At 61.8% G+C, this 14,398-nt stretch carries 15 protein-coding genes; 9 read left to right on the forward strand and 6 right to left on the reverse strand.

The genetic code is table 11. The features are described from left to right. Positions 1-119: 119 nt before the first annotated feature. Positions 120-1,094, reverse strand: a complete 975-nt coding sequence (locus POI8812_RS14840; RefSeq protein ID WP_146186181.1) for a porin — start codon at positions 1,092-1,094, stop codon at positions 120-122. A 260-nt stretch (positions 1,095-1,354) separates the two neighbouring features. Between POI8812_RS14840 and POI8812_RS14845 the strand changes: the two genes are divergently transcribed. The 5 genes from POI8812_RS14845 to POI8812_RS14865 are packed head-to-tail and all read left to right on the forward strand — an operon-like array spanning position 1,355 to position 6,672. Beyond that, on the forward strand, positions 1,355-1,858 hold the full coding sequence (locus POI8812_RS14845; protein WP_108783396.1) for a DUF3576 domain-containing protein: 504 nt from the start codon (positions 1,355-1,357) through the stop codon (positions 1,856-1,858). Between the two features lie 54 nt (positions 1,859-1,912). Further along, entirely contained in the window at positions 1,913-4,492 is a 2,580-nt protein-coding gene (leuS, locus tag POI8812_RS14850) for a leucine--tRNA ligase (protein ID WP_108783397.1), read from the forward strand. Further along, entirely contained in the window at positions 4,479-5,003 is a 525-nt protein-coding gene (locus POI8812_RS14855) for a hypothetical protein (RefSeq protein ID WP_108783398.1), read from the forward strand. The genes leuS and POI8812_RS14855 overlap by 14 nt, the downstream gene beginning before the upstream one ends. Continuing rightward, complete coding sequence (gene holA, locus POI8812_RS14860) at positions 5,000-6,028, forward strand: DNA polymerase III subunit delta (protein WP_108783399.1); 1,029 nt, start codon at positions 5,000-5,002, stop codon at positions 6,026-6,028. Before POI8812_RS14855 ends, holA begins: the two co-directional genes overlap by 4 nt. A gap of 23 nt (positions 6,029-6,051) precedes the next feature. Beyond that, positions 6,052-6,672 (forward strand): glutathione S-transferase family protein, encoded by a 621-nt coding sequence (locus POI8812_RS14865; RefSeq protein ID WP_108783400.1) that lies wholly within the window; start codon positions 6,052-6,054, stop codon positions 6,670-6,672. Positions 6,673-6,730: 58 nt separating this feature from the next. On the opposite strand, the gene POI8812_RS14870 is transcribed toward POI8812_RS14865, so the two are convergent. Next, positions 6,731-7,846: a TRAP transporter substrate-binding protein gene (locus tag POI8812_RS14870; protein ID WP_245895436.1), complete on the reverse strand. Its 1,116-nt coding sequence runs from the start codon at positions 7,844-7,846 to the stop codon at positions 6,731-6,733. A gap of 28 nt (positions 7,847-7,874) precedes the next feature. Next, the gene (locus POI8812_RS14875) at positions 7,875-8,921 is read right to left on the reverse strand and encodes a type 2 periplasmic-binding domain-containing protein (protein ID WP_108783402.1); all 1,047 of its coding nucleotides are present in this window, start codon (positions 8,919-8,921) and stop codon (positions 7,875-7,877) included. 102 nt (positions 8,922-9,023) lie between these two features. Here POI8812_RS14875 and POI8812_RS14880 point away from each other — a divergent pair, with 102 nt between their 5' ends. Next, a complete protein-coding gene (locus tag POI8812_RS14880; protein WP_108783403.1) occupies positions 9,024-9,329 on the forward strand; it encodes an HNH endonuclease in 306 nt (101 codons plus the stop codon). Between the two features lie 6 nt (positions 9,330-9,335). Here the strand turns inward: POI8812_RS14880 and POI8812_RS14885 are convergent, their stop codons facing one another. From POI8812_RS14885 to POI8812_RS14895, 3 genes are all read right to left on the reverse strand, one after another. Continuing rightward, positions 9,336-10,091, reverse strand: a complete 756-nt coding sequence (locus tag POI8812_RS14885; protein ID WP_108783404.1) for an SDR family oxidoreductase — start codon at positions 10,089-10,091, stop codon at positions 9,336-9,338. A 27-nt stretch (positions 10,092-10,118) separates the two neighbouring features. Further along, a complete protein-coding gene (locus POI8812_RS14890; RefSeq protein WP_108783405.1) occupies positions 10,119-11,225 on the reverse strand; it encodes a serine/threonine protein kinase in 1,107 nt (368 codons plus the stop codon). Positions 11,226-11,316: 91 nt separating this feature from the next. Beyond that, positions 11,317-11,778: an SRPBCC family protein gene (locus POI8812_RS14895; protein WP_162844976.1), complete on the reverse strand. Its 462-nt coding sequence runs from the start codon at positions 11,776-11,778 to the stop codon at positions 11,317-11,319. A 100-nt stretch (positions 11,779-11,878) separates the two neighbouring features. Between POI8812_RS14895 and POI8812_RS14900 the strand changes: the two genes are divergently transcribed. From POI8812_RS14900 to POI8812_RS14910, 3 genes are all read left to right on the forward strand, one after another. Then, positions 11,879-13,222, forward strand: coding sequence for a TldD/PmbA family protein (locus POI8812_RS14900; protein WP_108783406.1), 1,344 nt, complete (start codon positions 11,879-11,881; stop codon positions 13,220-13,222). Then, positions 13,209-13,988, forward strand: a complete 780-nt coding sequence (locus POI8812_RS14905) for a 3'(2'),5'-bisphosphate nucleotidase CysQ (protein ID WP_245895437.1) — start codon at positions 13,209-13,211, stop codon at positions 13,986-13,988. Before POI8812_RS14900 ends, POI8812_RS14905 begins: the two co-directional genes overlap by 14 nt. A gap of 157 nt (positions 13,989-14,145) precedes the next feature. Next, the gene (locus POI8812_RS14910; protein WP_108783407.1) at positions 14,146-14,388 is read left to right on the forward strand and encodes a DUF4170 domain-containing protein; all 243 of its coding nucleotides are present in this window, start codon (positions 14,146-14,148) and stop codon (positions 14,386-14,388) included. The last annotated feature ends 10 nt before the right edge of the window (positions 14,389-14,398 follow it).

The raw sequence follows: 14,398 nt of genomic DNA on the forward strand, positions 1-14,398 counted from the left end.
ATCCTCTCCGCTGAGCTTGCTCGCGGTTTAGGATGCAGGTGACGGTATTGCAACATGACCATCAAACGAAAAGAGCGGGCGCAAGGCCCGCTCTTCCGTAGTTCTATCCAATCCGAAGATTAGAAGGACATGGAGACGCCCACGCCGAACTCGTCGCGGTCCTGGGACACGCCGCCGACGAACACTTCCTGAGAGCCCGCTGCAACGTTCAGGGTCGCGCCGCCGCCGAGCGGCATGTTGTACCACACGCCGAAGCCATCGACGTCCTGGCTTACGCCAGCAGCAGTCGTACGCTCAGAGAAGTTCGCCATCGCGCCAACGGTACCTGCGCCAGCTGCGAAGGTCACGGAGACATCGATGTCTTCCTGATCGTTCGCGGTGCCAGTGTCTTCCTGCTCACGATACTGCAGAGCAACGTTTGCCGGGCCGATGGAGCCGCTCACGCCGATGCCGTATGCGTCGCGGGTGCCTGCTTCAGCGTAGCCTGCGCCGATCGTCCAGCCGCCAACAACGTAACGGATGCCGACTGCGCCGGTGTCGTTTGCGTTGGTGGACTGACCCTGGATGCCGTAGGACGCGTAGAAGGTCGCACCGCCGAAGGTCGGGGAGGTGTAGAGCACTTCATCCGAGCCGAGGCCGGTGTCGGTGCGGTCGTAGTCGCCGATGGATGCGTTAGCAGCAACACCGTATGCGCCGGAACCACCTGGGTTGTCTTCGAGGCCAGCGGTGGAAACGCCAGGCAGAGCTGCGTCCATGCCGTCGTCCGCATCACCGAACTCGATGCGGCCCCAGGAGCCTGCGAGGTAAACGGTCGGGGTCGTGTCGTCGTCGAGCTGACCGGACGCGCCGAACTGGAGACCAGCATCGGTGGTGCCGTTTGCAGCCCAGGAGATGTCGAAGTCGTGGATGAAGTAGGTGTCAGTGTTGCTGCCCTGGCTAACAGATGCAACGCCGAAGTCCGCGGAGCCGGAGAGCGTCAGCGGGGAAGCGTGGCCGTCTGCGAATGCAGCGCCTGCGAATGCGACGAGCGCCGTGGAGGCGATCAGAACGTTTTTCATGGGTTGTCCCTCATAAGGTATAAAGGTTACCGACACTCACACCCCTGTGAGCCGGATAAGGTGAAAATTGCGAAAGTGGCCTCTCAGGTCAAAGGGATTCGCAAAGACTTCATTTCAATCCAAGGTATTGATGCAGCTATGTCACAGTATGGCGCTCGGGCCCTATTAGACAGGTGTTGCGTTCCGCCACGGCAAAGCCCTTGTCGGTTTTGAGGCACCCCTATAATACTCGTCACAACTAAACATATGACGTGCGCACGAGCGCGCGACGCGCACGAGGGAGGGCTTTTGGTCCCATGCAGAAAAGCGTCAAGTATCTGATGGCCTTGGCCGCCGTCGCGGTGATCGCGGGCTGTGACACGCTAGCCTCGGGCGAAGCTCCGGGTGTCCCTGAGAGCGCTAATCCTGAGCGGGGTATCAACGTTGCCGAACTGCTTTCTGGCGAACTGGCGGAAAGCGCGGGCCCTCCGCTTAACGTGAATTCCTACATGTGGCGCGCTGCGCTCGACACCATTGATTTCCTGCCGATCGCGTCTAGCGATCCGTTTGGTGGCGTGATTACGACAGATTGGGGCACACCCAGTGGATCCGCGGCGGAACGATTCCGTGCGACAGTCTTTATCCAGTCGGCAGAGTTGAGTGCGGGGGCTCTGAATGTCTCCGTTTTCCGGCAGGTCAATGGCGGTCAGGGTTGGGTCGATGCACCCGTTTCCGCCTCCACCGTGCGACAGCTTGAGGACGCAGTTCTGCTCCGTGCGCGTGAGCTGCGGCGCGAGGCTGCGGCAGCCGCAGACAACTAAGCAACGAACTGGCCGGTCAGGATCGACTGATCTGCCCTAGACGAGAGTTGAGTTATGTCCCGATATAACGCGCGCGTGGTCGAGCCGAAGTGGCAGGCCGCGTGGAAGGAAGCTGGCGTATTCGAGGCCAGCGAGGACCGCGAAAAACCGAAATATTATGTGTTGGAGATGTTTCCCTATCCCTCGGGCAAGCTCCACATGGGACATGTGCGCAACTACACGATGGGCGACGTGGTTGCGCGCTATAAGCTGAGCACGGGCCACGCCGTTCTGCATCCGATGGGGTGGGATGCTTTCGGTCTGCCGGCCGAAAACGCCGCTATGGAGCGGAAGGTCCACCCTGGTGACTGGACGTATGAGAATATCGACGCGATGCGCGCGCAGTTCCAATCCCTTGGATTCTCGCTCGATTGGACCCGTGAGTTCGCGACCTGCGACCCGGAATATTACGGCCAGCAGCAGGCCCTGTTCCTCGACATGCTCGAAGCCGGGCTGATCACCCGCAAGAACGCGGTCGTCAACTGGGACCCGGTGGACATGACGGTTCTGGCCAATGAACAGGTCGAGGACGGCAAGGGCTGGCGCTCTGGCGCGATGGTTGAGCGTAAGGAGCTCACCCAATGGTTCTTCAAAATCTCCGATGAGGCCGACGAGCTGCTCACCGCAATCGACGGGCTGAAGGACTGGCCAGAGAAGGTCCGCCTGATGCAGTCCAACTGGATTGGCAAGTCGCGCGGTCTGCAATTCAGCTTTGACTTTGCCAGCGGCATGGACGGGTTCGAGCAGCTCGAAGTCTACACGACCCGCCCGGACACGCTGATGGGCGCAAGCTTCGCTGCGATCTCCCCCGATCATCCGCTCGCCAAGGCGCTGGAAGCGCAGCGCGATGACATCAAGGCCTTCAATGAAGAATGCCGCCGCACCGGCACCTCCGAGGAAGCGCTGGAAAAGGCGGAAAAGCGCGGCATCGACACCGGCTTGACCGTCACGCACCCGCTTGATCCTGAATGGGAACTTCCGGTCTGGATCGCGAATTTCATCCTGATGGACTACGGCACCGGCGCGATTTTCGGCTGCCCGGCACACGATCAGCGCGACCTCGACTTCGCCCGCAAATATGATTTGCCCGTGCAGGACGTCTACCTGCCTGCGGAGGGTGGCGAACCCGTTGAAAACGAAGCCTATGTCCCGCTCAAGACCGAGGCGGTCCGCTATGTCCGCCCGCTGGGCGCTGTGCGTACAATGACGGGTGAAGAGGCGGTCAACGAAGCGATCGACTATTGTGAGACGCAGGGCATCGGCCACGGTGTCACCAAGTTCCGCCTGCGCGATTGGGGCCTTTCCCGCCAGCGCTATTGGGGTTGTCCGATCCCGGTCGTCCATTGTGACGATTGTGGCGTGGTGCCGGAGAAAAAGGAAAACCTGCCCGTCGAATTGCCCAAGGATGTCACCTTCGACCGTCCGGGCAACGCGCTCGATTGGCACCCAACCTGGCGCGACACGGCTTGCCCGTCCTGTGGCAAGCCCGCCAAGCGCGAGACGGACACGATGGACACATTTGTCGATTCGTCCTGGTATTTCGCCCGCTTCACCGCCCCCCGCAACGAAACGCCGACCGATCTGGACGCGGCGAAATACTGGATGAATGTCGACCAGTATATTGGCGGGGTGGAGCACGCGATCCTGCACCTGCTCTATTCCCGCTTCTTCGCCCGCGCCATGGTCAAGACCGGCCACCTTCCCGAAAGCGCAGTGGAGCCGTTCGATGCGCTCTTCACGCAAGGCATGGTGACGCATGAGACCTATAATACGGTCGACGCCAATGGCCGTCCGGTGTGGCTGACGCCGGATGAGGTTGTCCGGGGTGAGGACGGCTCGGCCCGTACTGAAGATGGCACGGACGTGATCGTCGGTCCGGTCATCAAGATGTCGAAGTCCAAGAAAAACACCGTGGATCCGGTGGAGATCGTCGACAAATATGGCGCCGACACCGCCCGCTGGTTCGTCATGTCCGACAGCCCGCCAGAGCGGGACGTGGAGTGGACGGCCGCTGGTGCCGATGCGGCGTGGAAGCACCTTCAGCGCGTCTGGCGCCTTGTTGCGGAACTGGAAGAAGCGGCACCCGCTGTGGACGAAAAGGATGGCGAGGCTGCGATTGCCCTGCGCCGCCTCATGCACCGCACCATTGCCGATGTGACCCACTCGATTGAGACGTTCTCCTTCAACAAAGGCGTCGCGAAACTCTACGAACTGACCAATGCGATTGCGAAGGCAAAGGGCGGCGCAGACGTTTCCCGCGCAAAGCGTGATGCGCTGATCTGCCTGTCACAGCTGATGCAACCCATGACGCCCCACTTGGCGGAAGAGATTTGGTCTGCGCTGGATGGCGACGGCCTTGTGGTCAATCAGCCATGGCCCGTGGCTGATGAGGCCTATCTGGTTGAAGACACGGTCCTTTTGCCAATCCAGATCAACGGTAAGAAGAAGTCCGAGATCACAGTCGCCAAGGATGCAGCCAAGGCTGATATCGAGGCGCTCGTTCTGGCGGACGAAACCGTGCAAAAAGCGCTGGATGGTGGTAGCCCTAAGAAGCTGATCGTTGTCCCGGGTAGGATCGTCAATGTCGTCATCTGATCGTCGCAGCTTCCTCGCCGCAGTTCTCGCCACGCTTCCATTGGCCGCGTGCGGGTTCGAACCGCTCTATTCTCAGGGCGGGCGCGCCGTGGCGCTGCAAAATCAGATCGACGTTGATTTCATCTCGGGCCGTGCTGGCTACTTCATCAAACAGCGGCTTGAGCAGCGATTTGGCGCGCCCGACACCGGGGCGCGCTATGATCTGGCTATTCAATACTCGACTTCGGCCCGCGCGCTGACCATCACGACGGCGAACGACACGGTGCGTTTGTCTGTCGAGGGGACTGCGATCTTCACGCTGACCGATCGCACAACCGGTCAGGTTGTTGCGAATGACACCGTGACGGCGGATGCCAGCTATGCTGCGCCGACAAATGCGGGTGCGACGCTCAACACCTCCCCAGCTGCCACGCGCGTTTCGCAAGAAAATGCGCAAGAGCTCGTGGCCCAGGCGGTGGCCGAGGGGATTGCTGACCGGATCCTTCTGGCCTCTGACCAGTTCGCGTCGTGAAGCTTTCGGCCCGCGATGCGCCGGGTTTCATCGCGCGGCCCGACGTTTCGCGCAGCGGTATGCTGATCTTTGGCGCAGATGCCATGAAGGTTGCAGCCCGCCGTAAGGCCCTCACCGACGCTCTGATTGGCCCGGACGGTGTTGATGAAATGCGGTTTGACCGCATGACCGGCGCTGACCTGCGATCCGAACCGGCGCGGCTGCTGGATGCCATCAAGGCGCAGGGCTTCTTTCCCGGCCAACGTGCCGTGCTCGTCGAAGAGGCCACGGATGGGTTGGCCAAGACCTTCAGCGCGGCTCTCGACGAATGGCAACAGGGTGACGCGTTTATCATTGCAACGGCAGGTCAGCTGACCGCCCGCTCCGCCTTGCGCAAGCTTTTCGAGGGGGCACCTAACGCGCTGGCCCTCGCGCTTTATGACGATCCGCCGGGTCGGGCAGAGATTGAGGCCGCAATCGCATCTGCCGGGCTGACCAATGTCCCAACCCCAGCCTTTGACGCGCTCAGCGCAATGGGGCGCACGCTCGGGCCTGGCGACTTTGCGCAATTGCTCGAAAAGATCGCGCTCTACAAGCTGAACGATCCGGAACCGCTTACCGTGGCAGAGGTTGAGGGACTTGCCCCGCAGACAGCTGATGCGGCCATTGACGATCTGATCGCCGCGGTGGCGAACGGAGCTGTTCCAAAGGTCGGCGTTGCGATGATGCGGCTCGCGGGTCAGGGCGCCAACCCAACGACGCTTTGCATCGGGGCCACGCGCCATTTTCGGACATTGCATATGGCTGCCGCGATGGGCGGTGGCCGACCGGAAGAGGCTCTGGGCCGTATGCGTCCGCCGGTCTTCGGGCCCCGGCGGGACGCAATGGCCGCGCAGATCCGCGCCTGGGGGCCAGCGCGGCTGGAGGCCGCCCTGTCAGCCCTGATTGACACCGACTTGCAGTTGCGGTCTGCTTCACGCGCTCCGGCCCTGTCATTGCTGGAGCGCGCCTTCATCCGTGTCGCGATGATGCGCCCCCGGGGTTAGGCGGCCGCCCGAAAGGAAACGACATGGAATACACCCTCATCGGTCATCCGCACACCCGCGCCATGCGTGTCATGTGGATGCTTGAGGAAGTGGGCCAGCCCTACACGCTGATCCCCGCCAAACCGCACCAGGAGGCCGTTGTCAGCCGCTATCCCGTCGGCAAGGTCCCGGCCCTCGTCGTGGGCGAAACAGTGCTGACGGATTCCGCTGCAATCTGCACCTATCTTGCCGACCGGTTCGAGGCGATGACGCTGACGGCCGGCACGGTTGAGCGTGGGCAGCAGGACGCACATTTGCAGTTCATCCTCGATGAGCTCGACGGCACGCTGTGGCAAGCGTCAAAGCACAAGTTCGTGCTCCCCCCCGAATTGCGGGTCGAGGGGGTACACGCCACAGCACATCATGAGTGGAAGCGCGGCGTGAAAGAGTTGGAGCGTCGTTTGGGCGACCAACCCTTCCTGATGGGAGAGGCATTCACCGTGCCCGACCTGATCGCCGCCCATTGCCTGGTCTGGGCGATCTCCGCGAAATTCGATGTAGAGAGCGATCTGGTCATGGCCTATGGCAAGCGCTGCCGCTCTCGCCCGGCGTTCAAGGCCGCCCGTGCACGTGGCGCGGAAGAGATCGGGAAAATAACCTCCTGACAGGAAAAAGGGCGGCCCGAAAGCCGCCCCTTTCAATGCATCCTAGCGTGCGCCCGGCTCAGAAATCGTCCTGACCAGAGCCGAAGACCGCCTCCGCCGCGTCGCGCCGTGCGAAATAGGCTGCGAAGCTTTCAGAGTTCCACTCCATCAAGCCGCGCTGGTAGTTCAGGAAGCTCTCGTTGATCCGCGCGCCAAGCTCATCTTCCTCCGCCACGCTGCCGCGCACGCGATAGGCGATGTCGGCCAGCTGGTCGAACACATCGTCGGGAATGCGCGTCGGCTCTGTGCCGTATTCCATCAACATCTGGCTAAGCGCCTTGCCATTGCCCGCATAGTAGTCAGAGCAGGATTGCGAATTCTCGATATCCGCAGCCGTCTGAATGATCGCTTGATCGCGCGCATCCAGCCCGTTCCACATGTCGAGGTTCATGCCAAGGCCCGACACTGTGCCCGGCTCCTGAAACCCTGGGAAGATGTAGGTGGACAGCAGTTTGGGGAAGCCGAAGGCGAGGTCGTCATTCGGGCCGACCCATTCCAGCGCGTTGATGTCGCCGTTGAACAGCGCTTCCACGATTTGACCGCCGGGGGTGACGACCGTTTCCGCGCCCAGTTCGCGCAGCACCGCGGCGCCCAGGCCGGGAATACGCATCTTCAGATCGGCAATATCATCGATACTCTCGATGGCATTGTTGAACCAACCGCCCATCTGCACACCTGTGCCACCGCACGCGATGGTGCGCACGTTGTAGCGGCCCGAAAGCTCTTCCCACAGTTCCTGACCTCCGCCGAAACGCAGCCAGCCGTGGATCTCAGTCATCATCAGACCCAGCGGAACGGAGGTGAAGAAGTTGAAACCGCGGTGCTTGCCCTGAAAATAGTAATCGGCGGAGTGATAGAACTCCACATCACCGGCCCCGACCGCATCGTGGACATCAAACGCGCCCATCAGCGTACCAGCCGGGAAAACTTCTACCTGCAAGCGGCCATCGGACAGCTCACCGATGGTATCGGCCGTCCGCTGGGCGGAGCCAGAGAGAATCGCCAGATCCGCAGGCCAGGACGTGACCATGCGCATCTGACGCACACCTTGTGCATAGAGTGGTGCGGCAAGGGCTGCGGGGGCAGCGGCGGCGGCGCCAAGGGCCGCGCGGCGGGATATCGACGTGTGGGGCATCGCTATCTCCTTTCTGAATGTCATTGGATCAGGAGGGCACGTTGCGTGCGCGGTTTTCGGTGAAGGCAGCTTCGCTCACGCGGGTCCAATTCTGGACCGCTTCGGCAAACCGACCATAGGCGCGGAACGCCCTCCGGCCCTGACCACCCTCATCACCGAGGCTCTCATAGACGGCGCGTGACGCTTCCATCATCGCATCCCAAGTGCCTTGCGGCATTGCCTCGATTGCAGCACCTTGCGTCAACTTCAGCGCCTGATAAGCCAGCGCATTGCCTTGCATGGACTGTGCGTTGTTCAGATGCGTTTCCGCCTTTGCCGCGGCCTCAAGAACCGCGCGCGCGGCATCATCCAGACCGTCCCAGGTGGCTTTGCCAAAAGTCAGCGACATTGCACTGCTGGGCCGTGTCGGCGTGTTGGTGTACAGGCGTCCGGGCGCGTTGTCCCGGCTCTGATACTGGGCTGCAAGCGGCCCGGTTTCATAGATATCTGCTCCACCCGCGAACGGGCCGGACAGCGATGCGGCCTCAACTGCGGCTCCCAGCGCTGAATAGACCTGCCGGGCCAGTCCGCTGGCCGAAACGGTCTTGCCCGAAAGGGCATCGGCCGAATCGAGCGCTTCACCCGACCACAGCATCTCTCCACCCGAATCGCCGATCAGAAGGCTTTTCATGCCGTATTCTGCGGAAAGAGCATCCCAGCGTTCCTGCCCCGTGTCGGAGCGAATCCATGCCTCCAGCTCACGTTCCATCATGCCACCGGGAACCGAGCAGAACAGACCGAATGCAGGGTCGAGGTCGAACCAAAGATCCTCGTTGCCGGCCACACACCCGATGGAGCCGTCATTCAACGCAGCATTCAGATCACCGCCCGGAAGGGCCTGAATATCAAGCGTCAAAGCTCCATTGGTCAGGGCCGAAACACGTTCGGCCATTCGTGCCGCCATGTTTGCCCGCGCGTCTCCGTCGCCAAACGCTACGGCTGCTGTCAGCTGTTGCGTGCCCTGCGCAACCGCAGGCGCGGCGAGGGCCATGCCGCCCACACCCGCACCTGCGACGAGAAATCCCCGTCTATCCATTTAAGTGTCCTTCCCCAGACCTATTTTTCCCTGTCACTGCCTTGCGGCCACACCCCCAAACAGGTCGGAAGACCTTGGCGTTAAAATGACGAGGCCACAATTGTGGAAAATACTGAGACAATCTGCCCGCTTTGCCACCGTGTGATCCCGCCACATGCGCGGCAGAGCCGTCACCACCTTATCCCGCAATTGCGTGGCGGCAAGGGTGGTGAGACGGTGCTGCTTCACCAGATTTGCCATAACGAGATCCATTCGGTGCTCACCGAGACAGAGCTGGTCCGCGCATTCAATACGATTGACGCACTGCGTGCCCATCCGCAATTGGCCCGCTTTATCAAGTGGATCGCTAAGCGCGATCCGGCCTTTCATGGCCGGACCGTCGGAAATCACCGCAAGCGGCGACGCTAGGCACGTTCAGTCAATCAGGCCAATCGCCCGCCGGATTTCCTCATCGCGCAGGCTCACATCCTGCCCGGCAAATTTCGCACCAGCCGGACCGCAAAGCCACAGGATCGCTTCGGCGGGCCATTCAGGGGGAATGTGATCGGACCAGTCGAGTGTCGACACCGGGTTCACACCGCTCGCCTTGATCTCGCGCTGCATCTGCGTGGCAACGGTGCCGGGGGACAGGCCAACGCAGCGAATGCGCTCTCCTTCTTCCTTCGCGACGCATGCGGTCAGCATCTTTGCCGCGGCTTTCGACGCACAATAATGGGACCAGCCCTCCAGCGCACTGTTGGCTGCACCAGACGAGATATTGATGATCGTTCCGCCATCCGAAAGGACTGGCAGAACCGCTCGGATTCCGTTGAATGTGCCGGTCGCATTGATGTTGAAGGCTTGCGCCCAGTCTGCCGGATCGCTTTGGGCAATGCGGGCAATCGGCTCGATAACGCCTGCATTGTTTACCAGCACATCGACCGTGCCAAATGCCTCACGTGCTTGGGACACAAGCCCCGCGACCGAGCCATAGTCCGAGACATCGCACGTCACCGCGAGCGCGGCGCCACCGTCTTGCCGAATGGAGTCGGCGATTTGCCCGATGGCGCCTGCCGATCGGGCGGCAAGCACCACATTCGCGCCCTCACGCGCAAAGGCGCGTGCTGCGGCCTCTCCGATCCCGCGCGAGGCACCTGTGACAATGGCGGTCTTTCCGCGGACATGGTTCATGGCGTTTCTCCAATTCTGGCTTCGGGATCACTGCTTGGGGAAATAGTCCTGCAATCCACCTTCGCGCCGCACATCTGCCGTGCAGCAATGCAGGCCACCGCCAAACGCATAAGCGTCCCGCAGATCGACCGGCACGACCTCAAATCCCAATTTGTCGAGCTGATCAGCCTGATACACCTCGGACGCTTCTACACAGACTGTCTTGTCATCGAGGGCCAACACGTTCATCGACAGCCAGACGCTGGAATAGCACAGCGCAGGCGGCTGATTGTGCGCCGGTTGCGCCGCATCCACAATTTCCCAGCCATTGCGCTCGAAAAGTCCGCGCTGATCGTCGGGCAGACGGCGCTGCGGGTTGTTGAGGATCAGTCCCGGGCGCAGAGGCGTGAAGGTCGCGTCGATATGGATCGGATAGGGATCACCGGGGAAGTTCACCGTGTGCACGCGATGATCGGGGAAATGACGCTTGAGCCATTCGATCCCCTTCAGGTTCGTCGTGAACCCATGCTGCACGACAAGGTCCTTGCCAAAACGCAGCACATCCGCAGCATCGAACAGCGGTTCTTCCTCTGTCGTCACGAAATGTTTCTCAGCCGCCCATTTCAAGCGCTGCTCCACCCCGATCTTCTCGCTGAGGTAGTTGTCGTGATAATCCGCGTCCGTCAGCCGTGGCTTGGGCGCTGCTTCATGGCGGAAGCCCGGATCCTCGTCGAAATAGCGCTGCATGAGCGGGCGATAGCACAGATATTCGAACCAGCGACACCGATAGCTCATCGTCGCTTCGAGGATCTCCTTGCCGACCGTCAGCAGCACGTCGCGCGGCGGCATGCACCCAAACTGACTGTCCGTGTGGAAGTCTGGTGTCGTAACCGGCAACGAAAAATCGGTCGGCGTCGGTCGATCCACAATGATCCCGCGCCCCTCCAGCATCGCCGCGAAATTGTCGAGCAGTTCGTTGCCCTTGTCGATCATCTCCTGCGGACGCTTGCCATGCTGACCGCGCATGTCGCTATCCTCAGGAACCTTCGCTTCCAGCGCTGGCTCATTGGGCGGAATGTGACAATCAGTAGCGCGTCCCACGATGACGTGGCGAAGCGGATCCCATTCTGTCCAGCTTTCGACGATTGTTCCCATGACGGCCTCCCTATGCATTGCTCAGCGCGAGACAAGCACCGGCCAAGTCGCCTTGCAAGCCTATTCACTCACAGCCGTCATACCGTCGCGCTCACTTGGGCAATCTCTCAATCGTCCCCTCAATTGACAGCGCTTGGCGATAGCGATGCCGCCTTTTGTAAAGATACCGTGCAAACTGCGCCATGAAGGCCGTCTGAACCCCGGCATCAATGTCGACACGATCAGTCCACACTGCCGTCCCATCATCGCGGGGCTGCACGCTCAGGCGATGATCCCAGTGCCGTATGGCGCCGCCTGCCTCCCGACTTTGCAGCCAGCGCCCGGCCCGATCCATCTCGACCACTTCCATCCTGTGGCCCTTTATCTTCAGGACACCCCAAAAGGTGACATCCACGGTCATCGGCTTGCCGACTTCCACCACCGTGCCATCTGGCACGCCTTCGTAAACGGCAAGTCCACGCATGGCCGCCCGCATCTCGTCGAAATTCAGCGCGGCTGCAAATATCTCATCTGCTGACCCATCATAGACGGCTGATACGGTGACACGTCGCATGTGATCTCCTTTTAATTGCGGCAGTTCTATCACCTGTGTTGCAACGCACAACGACTGCGCGCCCTTGACCCGCCGTGCGGCGCACGCCAAGTCAGCGTGCATGACACAGAACCTCTCTGACCTCACCGAAAGCCTGATCGACGCGGCCCGCCGCGCGGGCGCTGATGCAGCCGATGCCATCGCCATCCGCGATGACAGCCAGTCCATCGAAGTGCTCAAGGGCAAGCTGGAACATGCCGAGCGCAGCGAAGGGACGGAGGCCGGTCTGCGCGTCTTCGTGGATGGCCGTCAGGCGAGTATCTCCGCATCCGATACGCGCCCGGCGATGATCGACACACTGGCCCAGCGGGCCGTCGCAATGGCGCGCATCGCGCCGGAAGATCCACACGCCATGATCGCCCCGGCAGAAATGCTGGCGCGAACGACAGAGGCGACTGCACTCGATCTCGTCGACACCGCACGCCCCGATCCAGCCGCGCTCGAAGCCATGGCCCTCGAAGCTGAGGAGGCGGCGCTGGCAGTGTCCGGCGTCGCGCAAACGCAGGCGTCTGGGGCCGCCGCATCTTATCGGGATATGCATCTTGCCACTTCGAACGGATTTTCCGGGGGCTATGCGCGTACGGGCTATTCACTCTCGACCGTGGCGATTTCTGGCGAAGGCCTGTCGATGGAGCGGGACTATTTCGGTGACAGCCGCACCCATCTCTCTGATCTGATGAGCGCGGGGGAGATTGGCCGCCGGGCTGGCGAACGCGCGGTTGAGCGGGCAGGGGCAACAAAGCCCCCCACGGGCCGCTATCCCGTCCTTTATGATGAGCGGGTCTCTGCCACGCTGATCGGACACCTCGTCGCCGCGTTCAACGGGGCATCGGTGGCGCGCGGGGCGAGCTGGCTGAAGGACGCCATGGGCGAACAAGTGCTGCCCAAGGGGCTAGATCTCATAGAGGATCCGCATCGGGCACGCACGACCGGGTCTCGCCCCTTCGACGCAGAAGGATTGGCCACGCGCCGCCACGTCTGGGTGCAGGACGGCCAATTGACGGGATGGACCCTCGATCTGGGCACCGCCAGCAAAATGGGGCTCGAAAGCACGGCCAGTGCAGCGCGCGGTTTGTCCGGCGGCCCATCGCCCTCGGTCGGCAATCTTGCATTGACCCAAGGCGGGCAAAGCCGTGAGCAGTTGTTGTCCGATATGGGAACGGGCCTCCTGATCACGTCGATGATCGGGTCTTCGATCAACTCGACCACTGGCGACTATTCTCGCGGCGCGTCTGGCTTTTGGGTCGAAAACGGGCAGATCAGCCACCCCGTGAATGAATGCACCGTTGCAGGCAACCTGCGCGATATGCTGATGACCATCCGTCCGGCCAATGACGCCCGCACCCACCTCAGCCGTGTGGTGCCGTCGCTCCTCGTCGAAGGGTTGACCATTGCAGGGGCATAAGGCGGACCGCCTCCTGCTCGAACAGGCGGCCCGTGATGCGGGCGCGCTGGCTTTGACCCATTTCGGCAATCGCCCGAAGCGCTGGTCGAAAGAGGATAATTCCCCCGTCAGCGAGGCTGATCTCGCCGTTGATGCACGTCTGCGCGATATTCTGCTCGCGGCGCGTCCCGACTATGGCTGGCTGTCCGAGGAAACGGCCGACACGCCCGACCGGCTGGCATGTGAGCAGGTCTTCATCGTGGATCCGATTGATGGCACGCGCGCGTTCCTGCGCGGGGAGCAGGGATGGTGCATCGCTCTTGCCGTCGCGACCGGTGGAAAGGTCACGGCCTCTGCGATCTATGCACCGGTGACGGATACGCTTTACAGTGCGGCCTTGGGCGATGGTGCCTACCGCGATGGCGCTGTGCTCTCAGGATCGGGCCGCACCTCCATTGAGGGGGCAAGCATTTCCATCCCACGAGACTATCTCGCCGCCAACCATTGGCCTGGAGGCGCGCCACCAGTAACCGCCGCACGCAGCGGTGCGCTCGCGCTCCGTCTTGCCCGCGCGGCCAGTGGAGAGGTGGACGGCTCCGTCTCTCTGCGTCCTGTCTGGGAGTGGGATAGCTCTGCGGGCACACTTCTGGCGATGGAGGCTGGCCTGTTGGCGACCCGCGAAGATGGTCAACCGACGGTGTTCAACTCGGCCACACCGCGCCATCAGGGCCTGATCGTTGCACCCCCACCCCTTCACGCCGCGCTCGTGGCCGCACGGTCGGGGTAATTCTGCGGTTTATCTGAGCCGGTTCCGACAGGTGACGGTGCAAAATTCGGTGCACGGGTTGTGCACACATTGTGCACGGGTGGTGTACGCCCCATCTTGACCTTGCGGGGCGGGCCGGTAGGTTGCGCCGCAACGTCGCCTTTAGCGGAGAATGACCATGACCCAGCGCCTTCACCTCGTCTTCGGAGGGGAGCTCGTGGACACGCAGACGACCCAGTTCGTCGATCCTGAGCAGATTGATATCGTTGGAATTTTCCCAAATTACGCAAAGGCTTACGCGGCGTGGAAAGACGCCGCCCACCGCACCGTCGACAGCGCGCAGACCCGCTATTTCATCGCCCATCTTCACCGCCTGCGCGACGAAGAGGCTGCTGCCTCCTCAACTGAAGAGCTGGGCTGACTTGGCACGG

The organism is Pontivivens insulae, from assembly GCF_900302495.1.
Lineage (GTDB): Bacteria > Pseudomonadota > Alphaproteobacteria > Rhodobacterales > Rhodobacteraceae > Pontivivens > Pontivivens insulae.

What these genes read in the sequence shown, in the direction of transcription:
- POI8812_RS14910 (WP_108783407.1), top strand. Translation starts at nt 14,146, where the DNA reads ATGACCCAGCGCCTTCACCTCGTCTTCGGAGGGGAGCTCGTGGACACG.
- POI8812_RS14890 (WP_108783405.1), bottom strand. Translation starts at nt 11,225, where the DNA reads ATGGGAACAATCGTCGAAAGCTGGACAGAATGGGATCCGCTTCGCCAC.
- leuS (WP_108783397.1), top strand. Translation starts at nt 1,913, where the DNA reads ATGTCCCGATATAACGCGCGCGTGGTCGAGCCGAAGTGGCAGGCCGCG.
- POI8812_RS14855 (WP_108783398.1), top strand. Translation starts at nt 4,479, where the DNA reads ATGTCGTCATCTGATCGTCGCAGCTTCCTCGCCGCAGTTCTCGCCACG.
- POI8812_RS14845 (WP_108783396.1), top strand. Translation starts at nt 1,355, where the DNA reads ATGCAGAAAAGCGTCAAGTATCTGATGGCCTTGGCCGCCGTCGCGGTG.
- POI8812_RS14895 (WP_162844976.1), bottom strand. Translation starts at nt 11,778, where the DNA reads ATGCGACGTGTCACCGTATCAGCCGTCTATGATGGGTCAGCAGATGAG.
- POI8812_RS14875 (WP_108783402.1), bottom strand. Translation starts at nt 8,921, where the DNA reads ATGGATAGACGGGGATTTCTCGTCGCAGGTGCGGGTGTGGGCGGCATG.
- POI8812_RS14885 (WP_108783404.1), bottom strand. Translation starts at nt 10,091, where the DNA reads ATGAACCATGTCCGCGGAAAGACCGCCATTGTCACAGGTGCCTCGCGC.
- POI8812_RS14870 (WP_245895436.1), bottom strand. Translation starts at nt 7,846, where the DNA reads ATGCCCCACACGTCGATATCCCGCCGCGCGGCCCTTGGCGCCGCCGCC.
- POI8812_RS14865 (WP_108783400.1), top strand. Translation starts at nt 6,052, where the DNA reads ATGGAATACACCCTCATCGGTCATCCGCACACCCGCGCCATGCGTGTC.
- POI8812_RS14900 (WP_108783406.1), top strand. Translation starts at nt 11,879, where the DNA reads ATGACACAGAACCTCTCTGACCTCACCGAAAGCCTGATCGACGCGGCC.